We start from the raw sequence: 22,806 nt of genomic DNA, 5'->3' as shown, positions 1-22,806 counted from the left end.
TGATCAGTCCACCGTCACGTAGTCGGGACCGGAGTAACGGCCGGTGCTCAGCTTCTGGCGCTGCATCAACAGGTCGTTGAGCAGGCTGGAGGCTCCGAAGCGGAACCAGTGGTTGGACAGCCAGTCCTCGCCCACCGTCTCGTTGACCAGGACCAGGAACTTGATCGCGTCCTTGGTGGTCCGGATGCCGCCGGCCGGCTTCACACCGATCTGGATTCCAGTCTGCGCCTTGAAGTCGCGGACGGCTTCGAGCATGAGGAGCGTGTTCGCGGGCGTCGCGTTGACCCCGACCTTGCCGGTGGACGTCTTGATGAAGTCGGCCCCGGCCATCATGCCGATCCAGGAGGCGCGGCGGATGTTGTCGTACGTGGACAGCTCGCCGGTCTCGAAGATCACCTTGAGCCGGGCCGCGCTGCCGTCGGGGCGGACGCAGGCCGCCTTGACGGAGCGGATCAGCTCGTAGGTGTCGAGGTAGCGGCCGGCGAGGAAGGCGCCACGGTCGATGACCATGTCGATCTCGTCGGCGCCGGCGGCCACGGCGTCGGCCGTGTCGGCGAGCTTGACGGGCAGGGCCGCGCGGCCGGCCGGGAAGGCGGTGGCGACGGAGGCGACCTTGACGTCGGCGCCGTGCAGGGCGGCCTTGGCGGTGGCCACCATGTCGGGGTACACGCAGACGGCGGCCGTCATGGGCGTGGTGCGGTCGGTCGGATCGGGGTTGGCTGCCTTGGCGGAGAGCGCCCGGACCTTGCCCGGGGTATCCGCGCCTTCCAGCGTCGTCAGGTCGATCATCGAGATGGCGAGGTCGATGGCGTACGCCTTGGCCGTCGTCTTGATCGAGCGGGTGCCGAGGGAGGCCGCGCGGGCCTCCAGGCCGACAGCGTCGACGCCGGGCAGCCCGTGCAGGAAGCGGCGCAGCGCACTGTCGGACGTCGTCACGTCAGCGAATGCGGTGAGGGTGGTGGGCATGGTCACCACATGAGCATATCTACGCGCGTAGCGGCCTGTCACCCCCTCCCCCCGATTCAATCGGAATCGGACACCCCGTTTGCTGTTACGCGGCCATGACAGGAAGCGGATCGTTCACACGTACAAGATCCGTAAATTCTTTCTCAGCAGCCCCGCCACACCTGACCCGGTGAACCAGACCGAACAGACTCAACGCGGCATGCGACTCTCCTCCACTCTCCTCACCCACGCTTCAGGAGTCGTTATGCGTACCGCCCTCCGCACCTCGATCGTCACCGCCGCCCTCGCCGGCGCGATGCTGGCGCCCGCCGCCGGTGCCGCCTTCGCGGCGCCCGGCCCGCAGGCAGCGACCTCGATGGAGGCGGCCGCGTCCAAGGCCAAGCGGGTCACCCTCAGCAAGAGCCTGGTCGCCGACATGATCAACTCCGCGACGGAGCCGCCCTCCGTCAAGGTCTTCGCCGTACTCCCGGATGGCACGGTCCACCCGAAGGCGATCGCCTCCCTCGACCGCAAGCACACCAAGGTCTCGGTCCAGGGCACGACCTTCACCCTCACCAAGGCGGACTCGGCCGAGCCGGTCCTCACCGTGTTCGTGGCGACCCCCGAGGGCGGCACCACCACGTCGTTCCCGCTGCCGAAGGGCAAGGCCGCCACCGAGCCCGCGTCCTGCGTCTCCGAGGTCAAGACGGTGCGGCTCGGCGAGTACCTGTCCGCAGACCTGACGATGTCTCCCAAGGGCCCGAAGGCCTTCGTGCAGACCCTGGAAGGGCAGCCCAACCCGCGGACCCTGGACCGCACCCACCCCGGTCGGAGCACGGACGCCCTGCGCATCGAGAACCCGAACGGCGCCAAGCCGGTGTTCCGGTGGGAGTACCAGGTCGGCGACGCCACCAAGAGCGCCTCCTTCCCCGCGCTCCCCAAGGGCTGCAAGCTCGACTACAAGATCATCGAGGAGCAGGGCGCGAAGCCGGCTCCGAAGCCGAAGCCGGGCGCGCAGACCAGTGTCGTCCCCAAGGGCCCGGTGGCCGCGGGTGCCGAGCTGCCGGTCGAGACGGTCGCCGACACCGACAACACCACCACGGCGCTGGCCGGCGCCGGCCTGATCGCGGTCTTCGGCGCGCTCGGCGCGAGCGTGTTCCTGCGCCGCCGCCGCGCCCAGGGCTGACAGCCACCCCGTTCAGATCTCGACTCGCCTCCGGCGGGCCACCCCCGGTGGCCCGCCGCGGCCCGTTTCACCGGAGCCTCCCATGAACCGCCGCACCGCCCGGTCGCTGATCGCCGCCGCCCTCCTCGCCGCCGCGCTGACCGGATGCGGCGGCGCCGCACCCGCCCCGGAGGCGGCGGCCACGGCCGCCGCGCCGCCCGCCGTCATCCCCACCTCCGCCCCGGCTGCCCCGGCGTCCCCGGCAGCGGCCCCGGCCGCCCCGAAGCCCGCCTCCGCGCCCGTGCGCGTACGGATCCCCTCGGCCGGGGTCGACGCCTCGCCGCTGCTGACGCTGGGCCTGGCTTCCGACGGCACCGTCGAGGTGCCCTCCGTGGCCGACGGGGACAAGATCGGCTGGTACGACAAGGGCGTCACCCCCGGGGAGACCGGGCCCGCCGTGCTGATCGGCCACTTCGACACCGCCCGCGGCCCGGCCGTGCTCAAGGACGTCTCCAAGGTCCGCGTCGGCGACGAGGTCACCGTCTCCCGCGCGGACGGCAGCACCGCCGTCTTCCGCGTCCGCGAGCTGGAGCAGGTCGACAAGAAGCGGTTCCCCACCGACAAGGTCTACGGGAACACCGCCCGCCCCGAGCTGCGCGTGATCACCTGCGGCGGTGAAATCACCGACGGCCACCGCCCCGACAACATCATCCTGTATGCCGATCTCGTGGGCTGAGACGGCTTGAGGCAGAATCTGCCGCATGAGCAGCGATCAGCCCACCGAAGAGCCGGCGTACGACGACCGGGTCTACCGTTCCCCGATGGCCACCGTCACCGGGGTGGTGCTGCTCGCGCTGCTCGCATGGCTCTGCGGGGACGCCGTGGTGCGGGGCGCCGGGAACGTCCCGTGGATCGCCCTCGCCTGCGCCCTGTGCCTGGCCCCGGTCATCGTCGCGTTCACGGTCCGCCCGGCCGTCTTCGCCAACGACGACCGGCTGCGCGTGCGCAACCCCTTCCGGGTCGTCGAGCTGCCCTGGGCGGCCGTCGACACCGTGCGGGCCCGGTTCTCCGCGGAGGTGCTGGCGGAGGGGACGACGTACCAGATGTGGTCCATCCCGGTCTCCCTGCGGGAGCGCAAGAAGGCCAACCGCCGGCAGGCGGGCCGGCTGGGCCTCGGCAACGGCCAGGCCAAGACGCCGGACGAGGAAGTCCGCCGGGCCTCCGCCGACCGGATCATCGACGAGCTGCGCGAACTGCACGAGCGCTGCGCCTCGCGGGCCGGCGCCCAGGGCGCCGTGAAGGTCTCCTGGTCGTACGAGATCATCGCGCCCGCCGTGATCGGCGCGCTCATCCTGATTGTGCTGCTCGCCACCGGCTGACCGGCGGTTTCCCCGGAACCGCGAACACCGGAAGCGGCGTCTCCACTGGCGTGCACCGTCTCAAGGGCAAGCGTGTCAAGGGCAGCCGCGTCAACTGCAGCGGCAGCGCCGCCGTACAGCTGTGGATCAGGCTTCTCGCCGGGGTCCTGCTGGCCGCCCACCTCCTCCTCGTCGGCTGGCTGATGCTGCGCCCGCTGGACGTGCCCTGGGCGGCGGCGGCCAATCTGGCCCCGCTGGAGGGGATCAGGGCCGACCTCTCCTACGGGCCCCTGGAGGCCGCCCGCCGGATCGGCGGCGGGCTGGCCCTGCTGGCCCCGCTCGGGTTCCTGCTGCCGCTGATCAGCGGTCGCGTGGAGCTGTCGCCGCTCGCCACGTGGTCCTCGCCGGCCCGGACGGCCGCTGCGGGCGCGCTGTTCTCGGTCGGCATCGAGATGCTCCAGACCGCGGTCCCGGGGCAGGTGGTCGATGTGGATTCGGTGCTGCTGAACACCCTCGGCGTGATGCTCGCGCACCTGGCCGTCGTCCCGGCCCTGCGGGCCCGGCTGCGGCGTTCTCAGGGCCCGACCCCGAGAATTACCAGGGTCGGGCTCGGCCCTTGGACCGACGTTCTTTCCTCTGTCCAGCGGGAGTATTGAGGCATCGCGGGAAAACATCCCGCGGACCGCACAACGACCGAGGAGAGACCATGAGCGCCCTTGCCCGCCCCCGTGACGGACGATGGATCGGCGGAGTCTGTGCCGGTCTGGCGCGCCGATTCGGAATATCCGCGAACACGATGCGGATCATCTTCGTCGTCTCGTGCCTGCTGCCCGGCCCGCAGTTCCTCCTTTACCTGGCGCTGTGGGTACTCCTGCCGAACGAGAAGTCGAGCGCCTCTTCCGCCGCCACCGGCTGGTAGTCGGCCGGACCCGGAATTCAGCGCGCGGCGCGGACCTTCTGGAGCTGCTTGTCCGCGACCTCGTGCGGGACCTGGGGGGCCTGCCGGCCGCCCGCGACGTTGAGCGCCATGAGGCGCATGACGGTGTCCCCTTGGCGTACGACGACCAGGTGCACCTGGGCGGTGACACCTTCGGCGGCCGCGGTCGTGGTCCAGCTGACGGTCTCGTCGCCGGCCGTCTTGTAGTCGGCCGCCTTCACGTCGCGGTACGAGCCGCTCTGCTTCTCGACCGTGGCGTTGAAGCCCCCGGCGCAGGCGGCCACGGCGTTCCTCAGCCGGGCGATCAGCGCCTTGGCGTCGGACTCGGCGTAGGAACTGACGGAGGCGGAGACGGCCAGGCCCATCTGCTTCTGGGAGCCGATGCCCCGGTTGACGGTCTCGCGCGCCGACGGGTCGGGCTTGTCGCCCATGATGTCGGCGAGGGGCTGGCAGGCCTTGCGGTCGGCCTGCGGCTGGCCGTCCGGGGCGTTCGGGTTCTTGCCGTTCGCGGAGATCTGGTAGCCGGTCAGGTCGCCCTGTTCCAGGGCGGAGCGCTCCAGCCTGCTGCCGCTCCGCTGGGGCGCGGTCGCGCCGCCCGTGGCGCCCGTACCACCGGCTCCGCGGGTGCCCGCGGAGCCGGGGGCTCCCGTGCCGGCCGAGCCCGCTGACGCGGACTGCCCGGGCGCGCTCGCGGAGCCCTTCGGGTCCGGGCCCTTGCCGGAGGCCGGGGTGTTCGTACTGGTGCAGCCCACCATCGCGGACAGCAGGGCGGGGAGCAGCACGGCCGTGGCCGTTCGCGCCTTCATCGGGCTCCTCTCGGTGCAGCCCCCTGTTGGATTGGGGAGGGGGCGGGGCCTTCGGGGCGGCTGGTGTAGGCATAGCCGTCGGCTCGTTGGAGAAGCCGGAAGTGCCTATGTCCGATGCCCTGAACGAGGCCCTGTGCGGTTTTGATGTTGAAGCTGCCGGTGGAGCGGACGGCGATACGGCCGATGTGAGTACCAGTCTTCTTGCCGGTGGGCACGACGGCGCGGGCGAGATCGCCGGTCTGATAGCCGAAGAACTGCTTCTGCCTGGGCAGGCGCAGACGGGGAAAGCCGTACTTGTCGGTGCGGGTGCGGGCGTAGCTACCGCGCCCGGTCGCGGCGACCACGAGGACACGGGCCGGCGTACGGGTGACAGAGTCGAATTCGCCTACGCACAGGGCATCGAGGGTGTGTGTCTTCGGGGTGCCGGTACGGTGCCGGTTCCACTTCGTGCGGCCACCGGATGCGGTGCACACCGCCGGAAAGACGGCGGCGAGGGCGTGCCACAGAGCCCATCGGGTGGCATTGACGGCTGCCGCGTCGCGGAGTGGGGCTTTCCCCTGGGCAAGGATGTGGGTCAGCAGGCGATGGGACTTCCTGAGGAAGTGTTCAACCGGCTGGTTGGATTTCTTCTCGTTGCAGGGGATGCAGGCAGTGCACAGGTTGGAGATGCGGTCGCTTCCGCCCCGTGAGCGGGGGCGGATGTGGTCGATGTTGAGCGGCACCCCGGTGGCCCCGCAGTAGGCGCAGGCCCTGCCCCACTTGGTCAGCAGGTACTCCCGTACCTCTGTTCCGTGCAACGTCCCGTGCTGGTATTCGGCCCCTTCCAGCTGCCCACCTTGGGACATGGCATGGGTGTCGAACGCGACCCGCTCCACGTGCACCGTACGGACAGGTGCCCAGCGTGCGAGTCGGGTGGTCCACGACATGGTGGTGTCCACGCGGTGACGCAGTGATGGGGCAAGCCAGCCCTTGGGGCGGGTGCGGTTGGAGAAGCGGGGTGCACGGTAGCGTAAGTTGCGCGATCGCCTGCCACGCCGGTAGGCGGCACGAGTAGCGAGCCTGTCCCGGATCGCGCCGCCTTGGTGGGCAAGTTCGAGTGCGTACAGCCCACGGCGATGGCCGTCCTTGGCTGTGAAGACAGCTATCCCGGTGAGCTTGGACCCGGGGTCAATGCCGAGTTCGACTCCGTCCACCTGGGATGCATGGACCGTACGATCCTTGAGACGGATGACGAACGGGGTGTGCCGAGCCACGACCGCCCGGCCCTGACGGAGGAGCCTGCGGGCTCTCGCGGGGCTGGTGGGTTGGAGCGGTATGCCGTGCCTGTCCAGGACGAACACGACGGGGTGGCCCTCACGGGCCCTCTCCCCAACCTTCTGATTGGGGGTGACGCGCCCGGCGCCAGGTGAAGCATCGGGCATCTCCCCTCGCACATGTTCCACGCCGGGTGCCTTGCGGCGTTCGAGTCCCGTTTCATTCCCGATCCGGGGGGTGTCTACTGATTCGAATTCCAGAGCAGCCCGCTGAGGAAGCACGGACTGGTGGGTCTTCTCGCCTACGTGGAACGTAGCCAACTTCGTTCACCTCCACACACGCGTGCTGGCTGGTGCTGGTAACGGCGGCCCCCAGCCGAAGCGGCTGCAAGCCCCCTCCCATCAGAAGGGGGATCCCGTTACACCCAGTGTTTTGGCGGGCAGTTGGCGGTGATCCTGGCACATGCCGCGACGCGGCACACACCTGGTCGAAGAGGTGTGCGCCGCGTGGGCGTGCGTGCGAATCGCGTACGGGTCGCGTACGAATCCGACAGGGGATCCGAAGTGGATCAGGCGCCGAGGCCGCTGGTCGGCAGACCGCCGAGCAGGCCGGTCACCGTGCCGAGCGCGGCGGCCGGGTCGGTCGCCTCGGGGGCCTGCTTGCCCTCTTCGGCGGTCACGTGCTGCTGGCTGGTCGCGCCCTGGACGGCGCCCGTGACGGTGCCCAGCGCGTCACCGAGACCGACGGCGGGGACGGCCGAGGCGGTACCGGCGGCGACGGCGGCGAAGGCGGCACCGAGAGCGGCAACACCGAGGGTCTTGGCAGCTGACTGCTTCATGAAGAATCGTCCTTGCGACGGGGAAATGAGCGGCTCCGCAAACTAGTCACTTCAAACCCCCTCTCGCAAACATCATTAAATACGAGAAAGCGCCCGGGAATTGCTCCTCCCGGGCGCTTTCAGTCCGTCACGCCATGGCCTAGGCCGAGACAGAACCGCTGGTGGAAGCGGTTTGACGGAACAGCCATTCCGACTTCAGCTCGGCATAACCGGGCTTGATCACGTCGTTGATCATGGCCAGTCGTTCATCGAAAGGAATGAACGCGGACTTCATCGCATTGACAGTGAACCACTGCATGTCGTCGAGCGAGTACCCGAAGGTGTCGACCAGGTGCTCGAACTCGCGGCTCATGCTGGTACCGCTCATCAGCCGGTTGTCGGTATTGACGGTCAGCCTGAAGTGCAGTTTCCGCAGCAGGCCGATCGGATGCTCGGCATAGGAGACCGCCGCGCCCGTCTGCAGGTTCGAGGTCGGGCACATCTCCAGCGGGATCCGCTTGTCCCGGACGTACGAGGCCAGGCGGCCCAGCGTCACGGAACCGTCGGCGGCGACCTCGATGTCATCGATGATCTTCACGCCGTGGCCGAGCCGGTCGGCGCCGCACCACTGCAGTGCCTGCCAGATCGACGGCAGACCGAAGGCCTCGCCCGCGTGGATGGTGAAGTGGTTGTTCTCGCGCTTGAGGTACTCGAAGGCGTCGAGGTGGCGGGTGGGAGGGAACCCGGCCTCGGCTCCGGCGATGTCGAAGCCGACGACGCCGTTGTCGCGGTAGCGGTTGGCCAGCTCCGCGATCTCCAGCGCGCGGGCCGCGTGCCGCATCGCGGTCAGCAGCGCGCCGATGCGGATGCGGTTGCCGTTGGTCCGTGCGCGGCGCTCGCCCTCGCGGAAGCCCTCGTTGACGGCCTCGACGACCTCTTCGAGGGTCAGGCCGGCTTCGAGGTGCTGCTCGGGCGCGTAGCGGATCTCGGCGTACACGACGCCGTCCTCGGCCAGGTCCTGGGCACACTCGGAGGCCACCCGGAAGAGGGCCTCCTTCGTCTGCATGACCGCGCAGGTGTGCGCGAACGTCTCCAGGTAGCGCGGGAGGGAACCGGAGTCGGCGGCTTCCCGGAACCAGATGCCGAGCTTGTCGGCCTCGGTCTCGGGAAGGTTCTCGTAGCCGACCTTGTGCGCCAGCTCGATGATGGTCCCGGGGCGCAGCCCACCGTCGAGGTGGTCGTGCAGGAGCACCTTCGGGGAGCGGCGGATCTGATCCGGTGTGGGCAGGTTGGGGGTCTCGCTCGTCATCTGGGCACTCTAGCTCCTACGCGCGTAGAGCGGTGAGACGGCGTCCACCCCCGATATGTAACAGTGACCGCGCGGACGGGTGGCGTACACCTCGGCGTCTGAGACTGTTCCGTCATGGCACAGCATGCGCCGCCGGCGCGCGGGGCCCGCCTGGGGCGGGCGGCCGGCGCGAACGGCTCGGTCTCAACGGTCAGTGGTGTGGTGCTCCTTCTCCCCGGAGCGTCCAGATTCTCCCCCGGTCCGGTACGTCCGCTGGCCCGGGCCCTGGCCCGTGCGGGCGCGGCGGACGGGCTGGTCACGCACCAGGTCATCCACGGCGCGGGCACCCGGGAGGGGGACGCGGAGTGGGCCGCGGACGAGGTGGTCCGGCTGTACGGGGACATCCCGGTATGCCTGGCCGGCTATGACGCGGGCGGCCGGGCGGCGCTCGCCGCGGCCGGCCACGAAGCCGTCAACTCCGTTCTGGCGCTCGCCCCCTCACTCCCGCGGCAGTCCGACACGGACTCCCCCGAACCGGTGAAGCAGCTCTCCGGCCGCCGGGTCCTGATCGTGCACGGCACCAACGACGCCCGCAGCGACCCGGAGTTGTCGTACCGGCTGGCGGCCCGGGCGAAGAAGGCGAACCGCACGACGTGCCGCTTCGAGGTGCACTCCGACGGGCACGGACTGCGCGATCACCAGGACGAAGTCGTGGCCCTGTCAGTGGACTTCGTCCTGGGCTCCGTGTTCTCGGGGTCCTACTCGCGGCCGGTGACCGACGCGCTGGCGGCTCCCCCGCCGCTGGGCCTGCGGATGCCGCTGGCCTCCGGCTACGGGCGTTCCCTGCGCGGCTGACACCCCGCGAAGGCGGCTGCGGATCAGGTGGTGGTCGCGCCGGGCCGTCCGTGCCGGCCGCGCCGTCCCCTCCCGGTCGGATGACACGGGCGGGCCCGGCGCGACCACCTGAGGCACCCGCCCGCGCGAGGGCGCGGTGCCAGGGCCGGCGAAGCGCGGACGTGTAGCTGCCCGCGCCCTCCCCCGAGAACGCCGTGGTACCACTGTGCCGGTTCGGCCTATCCTCACGAAGATCGGAGGGCATCGTCTTGGTGCCTTGCGGGAACACGAGGGGTTTACGAATCGGTACAGGCCAGGACGAATATGCATATGCCATCGGATGAAACGGACCAACTGAGCTCCGTGGCCCGGCGCCTTTACGGGTTCGCGGCCGAGCGGCACGCCTTCTCCGAGGCCGAGGCCGACGAGGCGCTCGGCGAGTCCGTCGGCGCCGCCCTCGCCGAACTGGCTGCGGCCCAGCTGATCCAGCCCCGCTCCCGCCCGGCCTCCATCGCGGACGGCGCCGGCCCCGACGAGCCCGCACGGATCCACTGGAGCGCCGTGTCCCCGCAGGCCGCGGTGGCCCGGACGCTGGCCCCGCTGGCCCTGCGCGTGCGCGAGACCCACGACGAGATGGACCGGCTGCGCGTCCGGCTGGAGGAGCTGCTCCCGGAGTACGAGGCGGGCACCGACCTGCGCGACCGGGGCCGGGCGAACGCCCTGGAGCTGGTCACCGACCCGGCCGCGCTGCAGGACCTGATCGGGGAGCTCATCGCCTCGGCCGAGTCCGAGGTGCTGACCTGCCACCCGGGCGGCGGCCGCAGCCCGGAGACCCTGGAGGGGGCGGTGGTCCGGGACGAGGCGATGCTGGCCCGGGGCGTGCGGATGCGCACCCTCTACCAGCACACCGCCCGCTACTCCCGCCCGACGGCCGCCTACGTGGAGCGGGTGACCGCCCTCGGCTCGCAGGTCCGTACCGTCGGCGACGGGCTGATGCGGATGATCCTCGTCGACCGGCACACCGGGCTGATGGAGGTGCAGGACGACATCAAGGCGGCGCTGGTGGTGCGCGAGCCCAACGTCGTCCAGTTCATGGCGCAGACCTTCGAGCGCTGCTGGTCCGAGGCCGAGCCCTTCAGCACCACGGTCGGGCCGGACCAGGCCCGTTCCATCTCCGACGAGCTGCGCCAGACCATCGTGCGGCTCCTGGCGGAGGGGCTGGAGGACAAGGTCATCGCCCGGCGCCTCGGCATGTCGGAGCGCACCTGTCAGCGCCACATCGCCGAGATCATGCGGGCGGTGGGGGCCAAGTCCCGTTTCCAGGCAGGGTTCCTGCTGTCGGCGACGGCGGCGGCCGTTGCCGCTTCCGCGGCCTCCCCGGAATCCGCGGCCTCCCCGGCCTCCGCCGACACTCGGGCCCCCCTCACTCACCCCCCGGCTGAAGCTCCGGAATCAGCCGCCCCCGACGGGACAGCAGAAACTTCTTGAACTCCGCCACCGGAGGCGTGTCCGGGTGCCCGTCGAGCCAGGCCACCCCGATCTCGCGGACCGCGCGCGGGGCGGTGACCGTCAGCTCGACGACCCCGGGCCGGGCCACCGCGGGCGGCGGCAGCAGCGCCACGCCGAGACCTGCGGCGACGAGCCCGCGCAGGGTCTCGGCCTCCTCGCCCTCGAAGGCGACCCGGGGTGTGAACCCTGCCTCCGCGCACAGGTCGTCGGTGATGCGGCGCAGACCGTAGCCCGGCTCCAGGGTGACGAAGGTTTCCTCGGCGGCCTCCGCGAGGCGGATCCGCTTGCGCGTGGCGAGCCGGTGGTCCTCGGGGACCACGAGCCGCAGCCGCTGCTCGTCGAGCCGGCGGGCCACCAGGTCCGGGGCGTCGGGCAGGGGCGAGGTCAGGCAGAGGTCGAGCTCGCCGGCGCGCAGCTTCTCCAGCATGGCCTCGCCGTAGTTCTGGACCAGGGAGAACCGTACGCCGGGGTGGTCGGCCCGGAAGGCCCGGATCAGGCCGGGTACGGTCTCGGGGCCCAGGGTGTGCAGGAAGCCGAAGGCGACCTTGCCGAAGGACGGGTCGGCGTCCTGCTGCACGGAGCCGGCGGCGCGGGCGATCTCGGCCAGCGAGCGCTCCGCCGAGGCGAGGAAGGTGCGGCCGGCCGTGGTGAGCGCGACCGTACGGCCCTTGCGGGCGAACAGCGTGACGCCCAGGTCCTGTTCGAGGCGGACCATGGCCCGCGACAGGGTCGACTGCGGAACGCCCAGCTCGTGCGCGGCGCGGGTGACGTGCTCGTGCCGGGCGACGGCGACGAAGTACGCGAGGCGCGGGGCCAGCGCATGTGTCACGGCCATGTCTTCTTCGTAACGACTCATCGATAGGCACCCATCTGACCTGCGCTGATGCACGGATGGATTGATTATCGCGAATCTGTGCATTGGACGCATGAAAAGGAGGACCCTACCGTCGTACGCATGCCTCCCGCTCATACCGGGGCACCCGTCATCCCGGGTGCCTCCACCCCGTCGTTCCCCGCCTCCGCACCCGAGGCGCACGAGCCCGGCCGTCCCGGCTACCGCCGCCTCAGCCTCGCGCTCTTCGCCGCCGGCCTGGCCACCTTCGCCCTCCTCTACTCCACCCAGGCGCTGCTGCCCGCGATCTCCGACGGCTTCGGCGTGACGGCGGGTCAGGCGAGCTGGACGGTCTCCGCGGCCACCGGCGCGCTCGCGCTGTTCGTCCTGCCGCTCAGCGCGCTCTCGGAGCGCTTCGGCCGGACCCGGATGATGACCTGGTCCATGGTGATCGCGGTCGGCGTCGGCCTCCTGGTGCCCTTCGCGCCGAACCTGGAATGGCTGGTCGCGCTGCGCGCCGTCCAGGGTGCGGCGATCGCCGGCATCCCGGCCTCCGCGATGGCGTACCTGGCGGAAGAGGTGAAGCCGAAGGCGCTGGTCGCGGCGATCGGCCTGTTCGTGGCGGGCAACTCCATCGGCGGCATGAGCGGCCGCCTCGTCACGGGCTGGGCGGCCCAGGCCTGGGGCTGGCGCGGCGGGCTGCTGACCGTGGGCCTGATGTCGCTGGCCTGCGCGGCGGCGTTCCTGGTGCTCCTCCCCCGGGCCCGGTTCTTCCGCCCGGCCTCGCTGAACCCGCGCGCGGTGGGACGTACCGTCTCCGGGCACCTGCGCGATCCGCTGCTGCTGCGGCTGTACGGGATCGGCGCGCTGTTCATGACCGTGTTCGGGGCGGTGTACACGGTCATCGGCTACCGCCTGGTGGACGAGCCGTTCTCGCTCGGGCAGGGCCTCATCGGCTCGATCTTCCTGGTCTACCTGGTCGGTACGGTCTCCTCGGCGGCGGCCGGGCAGCTGGTGGCCCGGCTGGGCCGACGCGGTGCGCTGTACCTGGCGGTGACCACGACGGCGGCGGGCCTGTTCCTCTCCCTCGCGGACTCCCTCAGCGCGATCCTCCTCGGCCTGATCCTGATCACGGCGGGCTTCTTCGCGGGCCACGCGGTGGCCTCCTCGGCGGTGAGCCGGACGGCGAAGACGGGCCGCGCGCAGGCCTCGGCGCTCTACCAGTCGGCGTACTACGTCGGCTCCAGCGCCGGCGGCACGCTGGGCGCCCTCGCCTACCACTCGGCGGGCTGGGCGGCCACGGTCACCCTCGCGCTGCTCGCGGTCGCCGGGGTCGTCACGATCACCCTGTACGGGTCCCACGCGGCCCGCTCGGCCCGGATCGCGGCGCTCGCGGCGCGCTGAGGAGCCGCCGCACCGGGGCCCGTCACCCGGGCCTGGCATGATCGCCGACCATGGCCACAGTCAACATGCACCTCATACTCGGCAGCACGGTCAGCATGGTCGTCCCGGCCCGCGTGGTGGAGTCTGCCGCCGACGGCCTGCTGCTGTGGGTGGCCCCCGGCACCCCGCTCTGGCGCGCCACCATCCCGCCCGGCACCCATCTGCGGGACCTGCCGCCGGAGGGCCCGTACCCGCTGCGGGCGGACCGGTGGCGGCACGGGGGCTCGCTGATCCTGCAGCCGGCCGGGGCGGGGCACGCGGTGTGGTGGAACTTCACGCCGGAGCAGGAGTTCCGCAACTGGTACGTGAACCTCGAATCCCGTGTCCGCACCCGGGACGGCGCGGACGTCCACGTGACCGACCAGGAGCTCGACATCACGGTGGCCCCGGACCGCGCGTGGGAGTGGAAGGACGAGGAGTCCTTCGCCGCGAAGACGGACCACCCGGTGTACTGGACGGCGGCCGAGGCCGCCGCCATCCGCGCGGAGGGCGTGCGCGTCACGCAGCTCATCGACTCGGCGGCCTACCCCTTCGACGGCACTTGGTGCGACTTCCGCCCCCCGCCGTCCTGGCCCCTCCCGGCCCGCCCGCCCCTCGCCCTCGGGCCGGTCACCGCCCCCTCGGGGGTGCTCGTGCTGGGCAAGGCGGGCTGGATCGACCACCGCCAGGACGGCGCCCCGCCCCTCTCCGGCCGCGCCCTGGCCATGGCGGCCACGGGCGGCGGCCACCTCCACGACGGCGGGGCGGCCGGCCCCGAGCCGTGGGGCTTCGAGGCCGTGGCCGTCCCCGCCGCCACCGACCGACCCCTCCCGGTACGCGCCTGGACCTCGCCGTCCCCCTTCGACGGCGCACCGGTGATCTCGGCCCTGGAGATATCCCTCGGCCTCCCCTGGACCCACGGCCCGACCCCGCTCCCCCTCGGCGACCTCCCGGTCGACCGCTGCGGCATGATCCTGGGCGACGCCCGGGCCCTGGACACCTTCGAGGGCCTGAACGGCGAGTCCGTGAACGGCCTGGCGGACGTCACCTACTGGGGCAGGTACGCGGACGAGGCCCAGACGGTGTTCGGCGGCGAGCCGACGTCCGAAGCCGCCGGCACCCGAGGCTTCCTCGGCCTCCCGCTCGCCGAGGCGGCGGCCCTCGCCGGGCGGATCGAGGACTGGGTCCGCGAAGGCCCGGGCAACGGGTTGATGGTCTCGCTGAAGGCCCACACCGACTACCACCGCTTCCGGCGCGCCGGCTGGGGGCACCCGGTACTGGCCGGGGCCATCGAGGTCGGCGGGTGCCGGGTGCTCGGCCTCGACTGGGACCCGGGCGACCACTCCGAGCGGCACCGGGGCGAGCGTGAGTACGGTCAGGTGTACCCGGTCACCCTGGAGGACCGGGCGGGCGAGGCCGTCCTGCGGTGGGTCATACCGCCGTACGAGGCGCCGGCCGGGACCGGGGACGAGGACTGACGTGCCGCCGCTGCCCCACGCGTACCGGGTCCACGGGCCGGGCCCGGTGGAGGCGCTAGGGGGACGCTCCGTCTCCGTGTTCCGGGCTGCGGTTGTCAGTGGGCTCGGGTAGTTTCCGAAGTATCGGGAACTAGCAGGGGGATCAAGGGACATGACGGAAACCACCGACCTCGGGCCCGGGCTGGACGCGGCGCTGGACCGGTACCGCGTCGAGCTCACCGGGTACTGCTACCGGATGCTCGGCTCGGCCTTCGATGCCGAGGACGCCGTGCAGGACACGTACATCCGTGCCTGGCGGAGCTTCGAGAAGTTCGAGGGGCGTTCCTCCCTGCGGTCGTGGCTGTACCGGATCGCCACCAACGTCTGCCTGGACCTGCTGAACGCGGGGAACAAGCGGGCCCGGCCGATGGACCTGAGCGCTCCGCAGCACCAGGCGTCCGCCGTGCTGAACGAGCGGCCCGAGGTGACCTGGCTGGAGCCGGTGCCCGACGGGCGGGTGCTTGCGCAGACCGCCGACCCGGCCGAGATGGCGCTGGCCAAGGAGTCCGTACGGCTCGCCTTCGTCGCCGCGCTGCAGCACCTGCCGGCCAAGCAGCGGGCCGTACTGATCCTGCGCGAGGTGCTGGCCTGGAAGGCCGACGAGGTCGCCACCCTGCTGGACACCACCGTCGCCTCGGTGAACAGCGCCCTGCAGCGCGCCCGCGCGACCCTCGCCGCGACCCGGATCCGGGAGAGCGAGTCCGCGGACCCGCTGGACACCGACCAGGTCAAGCTGCTGGAGCAGTACCTCGCCGCCTTCGAGGCGTACGACATCTCCCGGCTGACCGCCCTCCTCCACGAGGACGCGGTGCTGTCGATGCCGCCGTTCGACCTGTGGCTCCAGGGCCACGAGGACATCGCGGCCTGGCACCTGAACCAGGGCATCGGCTGCAAGGGCTCGCGGATGATCCCGACCACGGCGAACGGCATGCCCGCCTTCGGCCAGTACCGGCTGCGGGAGGACGGTCAGCCGGGCTGGACCCCGTGGGCGCTCCAGGTGCTGGAGGTGTCAGGCGGGAAGATCGTCGGGCTCAACGCCTTCCTCGACACCGCCCGGTGGTTCCCGCTCTTCGGGCTCCCCGAGCAGCTCGACGAGTCCTACGAGGTGGAGCAGGGCGCGTAAGGGCGGGCCGACCCCGGTGACCCGGAGGGGGATGCCGAGGCGCCGGGCGGTCAGGGCTGCACGTGCGAGGGCTTGAACGGTCGCGAGGGTGGGTGCGGCGACTGCGCGGACGTCGCACACCAGCCCGTCGGGCCCGTCCCTGCACAGGGTGCGCACGCGTGCGCACAGCTCAGCGGTGTCCGGCTCCGGCCCCTCCAGGGCCAAGGTTCTGATCTCCACATGAGGGCAGACCCCTGGCCTCGCCCGAACTCATCGGCAGGGGAGGGGGAAGTCCGAAGTGTCCAGCGTGCAGTCGAACGGCTTGGGGATGTGGATCGGCTCGCCGAACTCGACCACCGACAGCAACCGGTACGTGCCGCCCTGGGGCTCGCCGTACAGGTGGACGGTGGGCGTGCCCGACACGTGAGGGTCGATCAACAGGTAGAGCGGCACGCCTGCGGCGGCGTAGCCGTTCAGCTTGGCCACCCGGTCGTTGGAAGCATTCGACTTCGAGGTGATCTCCACAACGATCTCAGCGGTGTCCGCGGGGACGTAATTGCCCTCCCTGCGCACCACGTCGCGCGGCACGACCGCGAGGTCGGGAATGTAGAGGCCGTTTCGAGTCGGGACTGCGACATTGAGCGTCTGGTAGATCCCACAGTCGTCGGGCTTCGCCGCGTACAGGCCCTCATGAACCAGGTCGGCGATGTAGTTGTGACGGTTGACCGGTGGTGGTGCCACGGTGACGATCCCCTCGATGATCTCCACCTTGCAGCCCTCGGGTCGGTCCGTGTCCTCCCAACGACGGACGAGGCCCTCCCAGCCCTCGCCGCGTTCGGGCTCGTGCTCGTGCTGGACCGTGAGTGCGCTCATGGTGTGCTCCTCAAGCTGTTGGCACCGATCCCAGCATGCAGAACGGGACCGGCGGTCGTCCACCGGTCCCGTTCAGCCGTACGAGTGAGCGTGCAGGATTACGCGATGCGGTCCAGCACGATCGGCGTGGCCGAGAAGGCCGTGCCCGGCGCCGCGATGTCGAAGGTGCCGTCCAGCGCCGCGAGGGCGTAGTCGAACTTCTCCGGGGTGTCCGTGTGCAGGGTCATCAGGGGCTGGCCCGCGACCACCGTGTCGCCCGGCTTCGCGTGCAGCTCGATGCCCGCGCCCGCCTGGACCGGGTCCTCCTTGCGCGCGCGGCCGGCGCCCAGGCGCCAGGCGCCGACGCCGACCCCGTACGCGTCCAGCCGGGTCAGTACGCCCGAGGAGGGGGCCGTGACCACGGTCTGCTCCCGTGCGACGGGCAGGGCCGCGTCCGGGTCGCCGCCCTGCGCGGCGATCATCCGGCGCCAGACGTCCATCGCGCGGCCGTCGGCCAGCGCCTTCGCCGGGTCGGCGTCCTTGATGCCCGCGGCGTCCAGCATTTCCCGGGCCAGGGCCAGGGTCAGCTCGACGACGTCCGAGGGCCCGCCGCCCGCCAGGACCTCGACCGATTCGCGGATCTCCAGGGCGTTGCCCGCGGTGAGGCCGAGCGGGGTGGACATATCGGTGAGGAGGGCGACCGTCTTGACCCCGCTGTCCGTGCCCAGGCCGACCATCGTGCGGGCCAGCTCGCGCGCGTCCTCGATGTTCTTCATGAAGGCGCCGGTGCCGACCTTCACGTCGAGGACGAGAGAGCCGGTGCCCTCGGCGATCTTCTTGGACATGATCGAGGAGGCGATCAGCGGGATGGCCTCGACGGTGCCGGTGACGTCGCGCAGCGCGTAGAGCTTCTTGTCGGCCGGGGCCAGGCCGTCGCCGGCCGCGCAGATGACGGCGCCGGTGGTGTCCAGGACGTGCAGCATCTCCTCGTTGGAGAGCAGGGCGCGCCAGCCGGGGATGGACTCCAGCTTGTCCAGGGTGCCGCCGGTGTGGCCCAGGCCCCGGCCGGAGAGCTGCGGTACGGCCGCGCCGCAGGCGGCGACGAGCGGGGCCAGCGGCAGGGTGATCTTGTCGCCGACGCCGCCCGTGGAGTGCTTGTCCGCGGTCGGGCGGGAGAGGGAGTCGAAGTTCATCCGCTCGCCGCTCGCGATCATCGCGGCGGTCCAGCGGGCGATCTCGGTGCGGTTCATGCCGTTGAGCAGGATGGCCATCGCCAGCGCCGACATCTGCTCGTCGGCGACCACGCCGCGCGTGTACGCGTCGATGACCCAGTCGATCTGCTCGGGGCTCAGTTCACCGCGGTCGCGCTTGGTGCGGATGACGGAGATGACGTCCATGGAAGTGCTTCCTTCTACGCGCATAGAGAGAGGAGGGGGGTACGTACGGAGGAAAGGACGGCGGCCCCCCGCCCGGCAGGGCGGAGGGCCGTCGCGCGGCTATCTCAGGTGGTCCGGCCCGAAGGCCTGCGGCAGCATCGCGGAGAGCGGCAGGACGCCTTCCGGCGTCTCCACCTGGAGTTCGGCGCCGCCGAACTCGAAGAGGAGCTGGCGGCAGCGACCGCAGGGGACGAGGATCTCGCCCTTGCCGTCCACGCACGTGAAGTGCGTGAGGCGGCCGCCTCCGGTGGCCTGGAGGGAGGAGACCAGCCCGCATTCGGCGCACAGGCCGAGCCCGTAGCTGGCGTTCTCCACGTTGCAGCCGACGACGGTGCGGCCGTCGTCGACCAGCGCCGCGACGCCGACCGGGAAGCCCGAGTACGGGGCGTACGCCCGGGACATCGCCTCCCGGGCGGCCTCGCGCAGGGCCTCCCAGTCGGGAGCGGCCGTCACTTGCCCTGGCCCTTGCGGTACGGCATGCCGTCCGCCTTGGGCATCCGCAGGCGCTGCGCGGACAGCGCGAGCACCAGCAGGGTGGTCAGGTACGGAGCGGCGTCCACGAACTGGCTGGGCACCTGGTCCGTGAGCGCGTACCAGAGGAACAGCAGCACGGCGAAGACCGCCGAGATGCCGGCCGGGACGTAGCGCTTCTTGTAGAGCTGCCAGGCCACGACCAGGACGAGCAGGATCGCGATGAGCAGCAGCATCGCGTGGACGTTCTCGGCGCCGCCGCGCAGCTTGAGGCTGTCGGTGAAGCCGAACAGGCCGGCGCCCAGCGCCATGCCGCCCGGCATCCAGTTGCCGAAGATCATCGCGGCGAGGCCGATGTAGCCGCGGCCGCCGGTCTGGCCCTCCTGGTAGATCGGGCTGGCCACGATCGACAGGAACGCGCCGCCCAGACCCGCGAGGGCGCCGGAGACGATCACGGCGATGTACTTGTACTTGTAGACGTTGACGCCGAGCGATTCGGCGGCGATGGGGTTCTCGCCGCAGGAGCGCAGTCGCAGGCCGAAGGTGGTGCGCCACAGCACCCACCAGGTGCCGGGGATGAGCAGCAGCGCGACGACGGTCAGCAGCGACAGGCCGGTGACCAGGCCGCCGACCACGCCCGCGACGTCCGAGACGAAGAACCAGTGCTTGCCCTGGAGGGTCGCCATCCAGTCCGACAACCCCGGCACGGTGATCTCGTAGATCGGCTCGACGCGCGGGGACTGCTTGGAGGAGCCGCCGGGCGCCTCGGCGAACGTGAAGTTCGACAGGTACTGGGTGAAGCCCAGCGCCAGGATGTTGATGGCCACACCGGAGACGATGTGGTTCACGTTGAAGGTGACCGTGATGATCGCGTGCAGCAGGCCGCCGATGGCGCCGCCGATCAGGCCGGCGATGACGCCGGTCCACGGGCCCCACTGGTAGCCGGCCCAGGCACCGAACCAGGTGCCGAGGATCATCATGCCTTCGAGGCCGATGTTGACGACGCCCGCGCGCTCGGCCCACAGGCCGCCGAGTCCGGCGAGGCCGATCGGCACGGCGAGGGAGAGGGCTCCGGAGACCTGGCCGATGGAGGTCAGGTCGTTCGCGCCGCTGATCACGCGGACCAGCGAGATGAGCGCGAGGCCGCCCGCGATGATCAGCATGATCCACGGGAGGGTGAGCTTGCTGCGGCCGCCCTGCTTCTTGGGCGCGGCGCTGGTCGCGGAAACGGTGCTGGTGCTCACGCCGAGACCTCCTTCTCGGTCGTGATGGCGTGGCCTGCGGCCAGCTCCTCGCCGACCTTCTGCTGCTGGCGTCGGATCCCGTAACGGCGGACGAGCTCGTAGGAGACGACGACCGCGATCACGATCAGGCCCTTCATGATCGTGCCGATCTCCTTCGCGTACCCGGCCGTGTCGAGCGAGGCCGAGGCCTTGTCGATGAAGGCCATCAGGAACGCGGCGAAGAAGATGCCGACCGGGTGGTTGCGGCCGAGCAGCGCGATGGTGATGCCGGTGAAGCCGACACCGACCGGGAAGGACAGGCTGTACGTGTGGCTCTCGCCCAGCAGCACCGGCATGCCGGCGAGGCCGGCGACGGCGCCGGAGATGAGCATCGAGGTGATGATCATCTTCTTGGCGTCCACGCCGGAGGCCTGCGCGGCGGACTCGCTGGCGCCGGTGGCGCGCAGGTCGAAGCCGAAGCGGGTGCGGCCCAGCACGAACCAGTAGACGATGCCCAGCGCGAAGGCGAGGAAGGTGAAGCCGTAGATCTCCAGGCCGTCACCGAGGGAGATCGCCGGGAACCAGCCCGACTTGGCGATCTCGCCGGTGGTCAGGTCGTTGGAACCCTCGGGCTGGACGCCGAGGTTCTTCGGCAGGATCAGCCAGGCGATCAGGCTGGTGGCGATCGCGTTCAGCATGATCGTGGAGACGACCTCGCTGACTCCGCGCTTGGCCTTCAGGACGCCCGCGATGCCGGCCCAGAAGGCGCCGACCAGCATGGCGACGATCACGATCATCAGGATGTGCAGCGGGCCGGGCAGCGAGACCGCCGCGCCGACGACCGCCGACACCATCGCCGCGAGCCGGTACTGGCCGTCGACGCCGATGTTGAAGAGGTTCATCCGGAAGCCGATGGCCACGGCCAGGGCCGCCAGGTAGTACGTACCGGCCTGGTTGACGATGAGGACCTGGACGTCCTCGTAGCTCGCGTTCTCCACCATGAGCCGCAGCGGTTCGATCGGGTCCACACCCGTCGCCGCCAGTACGGCCATGGTCAGCAGGAAGGCGGTGACCAGCGCGAGCGCGGGCCCGGCGAAGCCGAGGAGCAGCCGGTCCTTGTCGAGTTTCTTCATCGGGCCTCGTCCTCCGGGGAGTCGGTACGGGCATCCGTGCCGGCGTCGGAGCGGTTGTCGGTGGCTTCGGTGGCGTCCGCGTCCTCGGCAGGTGCTTCGAGGTGCCCGGAAGCGGCGCCCGTCATGGCGGTGCCGAGTTCCTCGGGGGTCACGGTCGCGGGATCGGCGTCGGCGACCAGGCGGCCGCGGTAGATGACGCGCAGGGTGTCGGACAGGCCGATGAGCTCGTCCAGGTCGGCGGAGATCAGCAGGACCGCCAGGCCTTCACGGCGGGCCTCGCGGATCGCGTCCCAGATCTGCGCCTGCGCGCCGACGTCCACACCGCGGGTGGGGTGGGCTGCGATGAGGAACTTCGGGTTGTGGCTCATCTCGCGGCCGACGATCAGCTTCTGCTGGTTGCCGCCGGAGAGCGAGGCCGCGGTGACCTCGATGCCGGGCGTGCGGACGTCGTACTCGCGCACGATCCGCTCGGTGTCCTTGCGGGCGGCCTTCGGGTCGAGGATGCCGCGCTTGGAGTTGGGGGCTTCGGTGACGTGGCCGAGGATGCGGTTCTCCCAGAGGGAGGACTCCAGCAGCAGACCGTGCCGGTGGCGGTCCTCGGGGATGTAGCCGATGCCGCCCTCGCGGCGCTTGCGCACCGGGGACTTGGTGATGTCCTTGCCGTCGAGGGTGATGACGCCCGCGTCGGGGGTCATCATGCCCATGAGGGCCTCGATCAGCTCGGTCTGGCCGTTGCCCTCGACGCCTGCGATGCCGAGGATCTCGCCCTTGTGGATCGTGAAGCTGATCCCGTCGAGCAGCAGGCGCCCGGCGACCGGGGCCTCGCGCAGGTTGGCGTCCGGCAGGCCGGGCGTGCGCGCGGTGTCCTCCGTGGCGACGGGCACGCCGCCCTCGGCGACGGTCAGGTCCTGGACCTGGAGCATCGCGGTGGTGGTCACCGTGGACTCGCGGGTCTCCGGGGACGGCAGCTCGGAGCCGACCATCAGCTCGGCGAGCTGCTTGGTCGTGGTGTTCCGCGGGTCGGCGGTGCCGACCGTGGTGCCGCGCCGGATGACGGTGATGTCGTCGGCGACCTTCAGGACCTCGCCCAGCTTGTGCGAGATGAAGATGACCGTCAGGCCCTCGGACTTGAGCTCGCGCAGGTTGTCGAAGAGTGCGTCGACCTCCTGCGGCACGAGCACGGCCGTCGGCTCGTCGAGGATGAGGATCTGCGCGCCGCGGTAGAGGACCTTGAGGATCTCCACGCGCTGGCGGTCGGCGACACCGAGGTCCTCGACCAGGGCGTCGGGACGTACGCCGAGGCCGTACGCGTCCGAGATCTCCCTGATCTTCTTACGGGCCTTCGCGCCGATGCCGTAGAGCTTCTCGCCGCCGAGAACCACGTTCTCCAGGACGGTGAGGTTGTCGGCGAGCATGAAGTGCTGGTGCACCATGCCGATGCCGCGGGCGATGGCATCGCCGGGGCTGCTGAAGGAGACCTGCTCCCCGTCGATCGCGATGGTGCCCTCGTCCGGCTTCTGCATGCCGTAGAGGATCTTCATCAGCGTCGACTTGCCGGCGCCGTTCTCGCCGACGAGGGCGTGGACCGTGCCCTTGCGGACGGTGATCGCGATGTCCTTGTTGGCGACGACGCCGGGGAAGCGCTTGGTGATGCCGTGCAGTTCTACGGCGGGGGGCGGGCTGGACGCGTTGATGACGCACTCTCCTTGGCGCGGAAGGAGCTGAAGGCAGGGAGGGGACAGGGCGGGGGGGAGAAAGTATCGCGTCCACGATGCTTCTACGCGCGTAGCACTGTCGAAAGTGAAAACTTGCGGCCAACCGGCCACAAGATCACATGAAACCACGTGACACGGGCCGGGGCCCGGGAGCGATGAGACCGCTTCCCGGACCCCGGGTATCACGTGT

Annotated in this window: 23 protein-coding genes; 10 read left to right on the top strand and 13 right to left on the bottom strand. The window is 70.9% G+C overall.

Features of this window, described 5'->3' with window-relative positions; all coding sequences use genetic code 11:
• Positions 1-3: 3 nt before the first annotated feature.
• On the bottom strand, positions 4-966 hold the full coding sequence (gene deoC, locus ACODT5_RS43085; RefSeq protein WP_422525213.1) for a deoxyribose-phosphate aldolase: 963 nt from the start codon (positions 964-966) through the stop codon (positions 4-6).
• Between the two features lie 244 nt (positions 967-1,210).
• Here deoC and ACODT5_RS43080 point away from each other — a divergent pair, with 244 nt between their 5' ends.
• The 5 genes from ACODT5_RS43080 to ACODT5_RS43060 all read left to right on the top strand — a co-directional run bounded on the left by ACODT5_RS43080 (position 1,211) and on the right by ACODT5_RS43060 (position 4,387).
• A complete protein-coding gene (locus tag ACODT5_RS43080) occupies positions 1,211-2,131 on the top strand; it encodes a hypothetical protein (RefSeq protein WP_422524363.1) in 921 nt (306 codons plus the stop codon).
• 82 nt (positions 2,132-2,213) lie between these two features.
• The gene (locus ACODT5_RS43075; protein WP_422524362.1) at positions 2,214-2,846 is read left to right on the top strand and encodes a class F sortase; all 633 of its coding nucleotides are present in this window, start codon (positions 2,214-2,216) and stop codon (positions 2,844-2,846) included.
• Between the two features lie 25 nt (positions 2,847-2,871).
• Complete coding sequence (locus ACODT5_RS43070) at positions 2,872-3,489, top strand: PH domain-containing protein (RefSeq protein WP_422524361.1); 618 nt, start codon at positions 2,872-2,874, stop codon at positions 3,487-3,489.
• A gap of 119 nt (positions 3,490-3,608) precedes the next feature.
• Positions 3,609-4,124 carry a VanZ family protein gene (locus tag ACODT5_RS43065; protein ID WP_422525212.1) on the top strand — a complete coding sequence of 172 codons (516 nt, stop codon included), beginning with the start codon at positions 3,609-3,611 and terminating at the stop codon, positions 4,122-4,124.
• Between the two features lie 50 nt (positions 4,125-4,174).
• Positions 4,175-4,387 (top strand): PspC domain-containing protein, encoded by a 213-nt coding sequence (locus tag ACODT5_RS43060; protein ID WP_327254600.1) that lies wholly within the window; start codon positions 4,175-4,177, stop codon positions 4,385-4,387.
• A gap of 17 nt (positions 4,388-4,404) precedes the next feature.
• Here the strand turns inward: ACODT5_RS43060 and ACODT5_RS43055 are convergent, their stop codons facing one another.
• The 4 genes from ACODT5_RS43055 to ACODT5_RS43040 all read right to left on the bottom strand — a co-directional run bounded on the left by ACODT5_RS43055 (position 4,405) and on the right by ACODT5_RS43040 (position 8,591).
• Entirely contained in the window at positions 4,405-5,211 is an 807-nt protein-coding gene (locus ACODT5_RS43055) for a hypothetical protein (protein WP_422524360.1), read from the bottom strand.
• A complete protein-coding gene (gene iscB, locus ACODT5_RS43050; RefSeq protein ID WP_422525211.1) occupies positions 5,208-6,632 on the bottom strand; it encodes an RNA-guided endonuclease IscB in 1,425 nt (474 codons plus the stop codon). The genes ACODT5_RS43055 and iscB overlap by 4 nt, the downstream gene beginning before the upstream one ends.
• Positions 6,633-7,033: 401 nt before the next feature.
• Entirely contained in the window at positions 7,034-7,303 is a 270-nt protein-coding gene (locus tag ACODT5_RS43045; protein ID WP_422524359.1) for a hypothetical protein, read from the bottom strand.
• A 139-nt stretch (positions 7,304-7,442) separates the two neighbouring features.
• Positions 7,443-8,591, bottom strand: coding sequence for an adenosine deaminase (locus ACODT5_RS43040; RefSeq protein WP_422524358.1), 1,149 nt, complete (start codon positions 8,589-8,591; stop codon positions 7,443-7,445).
• Positions 8,592-8,705: 114 nt separating this feature from the next.
• Here ACODT5_RS43040 and ACODT5_RS43035 point away from each other — a divergent pair, with 114 nt between their 5' ends.
• Positions 8,706-9,425, top strand: coding sequence for an alpha/beta hydrolase (locus tag ACODT5_RS43035; RefSeq protein ID WP_422524357.1), 720 nt, complete (start codon positions 8,706-8,708; stop codon positions 9,423-9,425).
• Between the two features lie 342 nt (positions 9,426-9,767).
• Positions 9,768-10,892, top strand: coding sequence for a helix-turn-helix transcriptional regulator (locus ACODT5_RS43030; protein WP_422524356.1), 1,125 nt, complete (start codon positions 9,768-9,770; stop codon positions 10,890-10,892).
• On the opposite strand, the gene ACODT5_RS43025 is transcribed toward ACODT5_RS43030, so the two are convergent.
• Positions 10,828-11,769, bottom strand: a complete 942-nt coding sequence (locus ACODT5_RS43025) for a LysR family transcriptional regulator (RefSeq protein ID WP_422524355.1) — start codon at positions 11,767-11,769, stop codon at positions 10,828-10,830. The two genes, ACODT5_RS43030 and ACODT5_RS43025, sit on opposite strands and share 65 nt — an antisense overlap.
• Positions 11,770-11,868: 99 nt before the next feature.
• On the opposite strand from ACODT5_RS43025, the gene ACODT5_RS43020 reads away from it, so the two are divergent.
• From ACODT5_RS43020 to ACODT5_RS43010, 3 genes are all read left to right on the top strand, one after another.
• Positions 11,869-13,149 (top strand): MFS transporter, encoded by a 1,281-nt coding sequence (locus ACODT5_RS43020; RefSeq protein ID WP_422524354.1) that lies wholly within the window; start codon positions 11,869-11,871, stop codon positions 13,147-13,149.
• Between the two features lie 50 nt (positions 13,150-13,199).
• Positions 13,200-14,645, top strand: a complete 1,446-nt coding sequence (locus tag ACODT5_RS43015) for a ribonuclease FAU-1 family protein (RefSeq protein ID WP_422524353.1) — start codon at positions 13,200-13,202, stop codon at positions 14,643-14,645.
• Between the two features lie 151 nt (positions 14,646-14,796).
• Entirely contained in the window at positions 14,797-15,807 is a 1,011-nt protein-coding gene (locus tag ACODT5_RS43010; RefSeq protein WP_422524352.1) for a sigma-70 family RNA polymerase sigma factor, read from the top strand.
• Here ACODT5_RS43010 and ACODT5_RS43005 read toward each other — a convergent pair.
• The 7 genes from ACODT5_RS43005 to ACODT5_RS42975 form a co-directional block, all read right to left on the bottom strand.
• Positions 15,694-15,927: a hypothetical protein gene (locus ACODT5_RS43005; RefSeq protein ID WP_422525210.1), complete on the bottom strand. Its 234-nt coding sequence runs from the start codon at positions 15,925-15,927 to the stop codon at positions 15,694-15,696. The genes ACODT5_RS43010 and ACODT5_RS43005 overlap by 114 nt on opposite strands.
• A gap of 129 nt (positions 15,928-16,056) precedes the next feature.
• The gene (locus ACODT5_RS43000) at positions 16,057-16,659 is read right to left on the bottom strand and encodes a Uma2 family endonuclease (protein WP_422524351.1); all 603 of its coding nucleotides are present in this window, start codon (positions 16,657-16,659) and stop codon (positions 16,057-16,059) included.
• Between the two features lie 98 nt (positions 16,660-16,757).
• On the bottom strand, positions 16,758-18,035 hold the full coding sequence (locus ACODT5_RS42995; RefSeq protein WP_422524350.1) for a thymidine phosphorylase: 1,278 nt from the start codon (positions 18,033-18,035) through the stop codon (positions 16,758-16,760).
• 99 nt (positions 18,036-18,134) lie between these two features.
• Positions 18,135-18,527: a cytidine deaminase gene (locus ACODT5_RS42990; RefSeq protein ID WP_243333749.1), complete on the bottom strand. Its 393-nt coding sequence runs from the start codon at positions 18,525-18,527 to the stop codon at positions 18,135-18,137.
• Complete coding sequence (locus ACODT5_RS42985; RefSeq protein ID WP_422524349.1) at positions 18,524-19,789, bottom strand: ABC transporter permease; 1,266 nt, start codon at positions 19,787-19,789, stop codon at positions 18,524-18,526. Before ACODT5_RS42985 ends, ACODT5_RS42990 begins: the two co-directional genes overlap by 4 nt.
• A complete protein-coding gene (locus ACODT5_RS42980; protein WP_422524348.1) occupies positions 19,786-20,901 on the bottom strand; it encodes an ABC transporter permease in 1,116 nt (371 codons plus the stop codon). The genes ACODT5_RS42985 and ACODT5_RS42980 overlap by 4 nt, the downstream gene beginning before the upstream one ends.
• Complete coding sequence (locus ACODT5_RS42975; protein ID WP_422525209.1) at positions 20,898-22,595, bottom strand: ABC transporter ATP-binding protein; 1,698 nt, start codon at positions 22,593-22,595, stop codon at positions 20,898-20,900. Before ACODT5_RS42975 ends, ACODT5_RS42980 begins: the two co-directional genes overlap by 4 nt.
• Positions 22,596-22,806: the final 211 nt, after the last annotated feature.

The sequence above is a fragment of the Streptomyces tatrensis genome, from assembly GCF_049310065.1.
GTDB lineage: Bacteria > Actinomycetota > Actinomycetes > Streptomycetales > Streptomycetaceae > Streptomyces.
The sequence above is the reverse complement of the archived record's forward strand: the minus strand, read 5'-3'. Positions and strand labels throughout refer to the sequence as shown.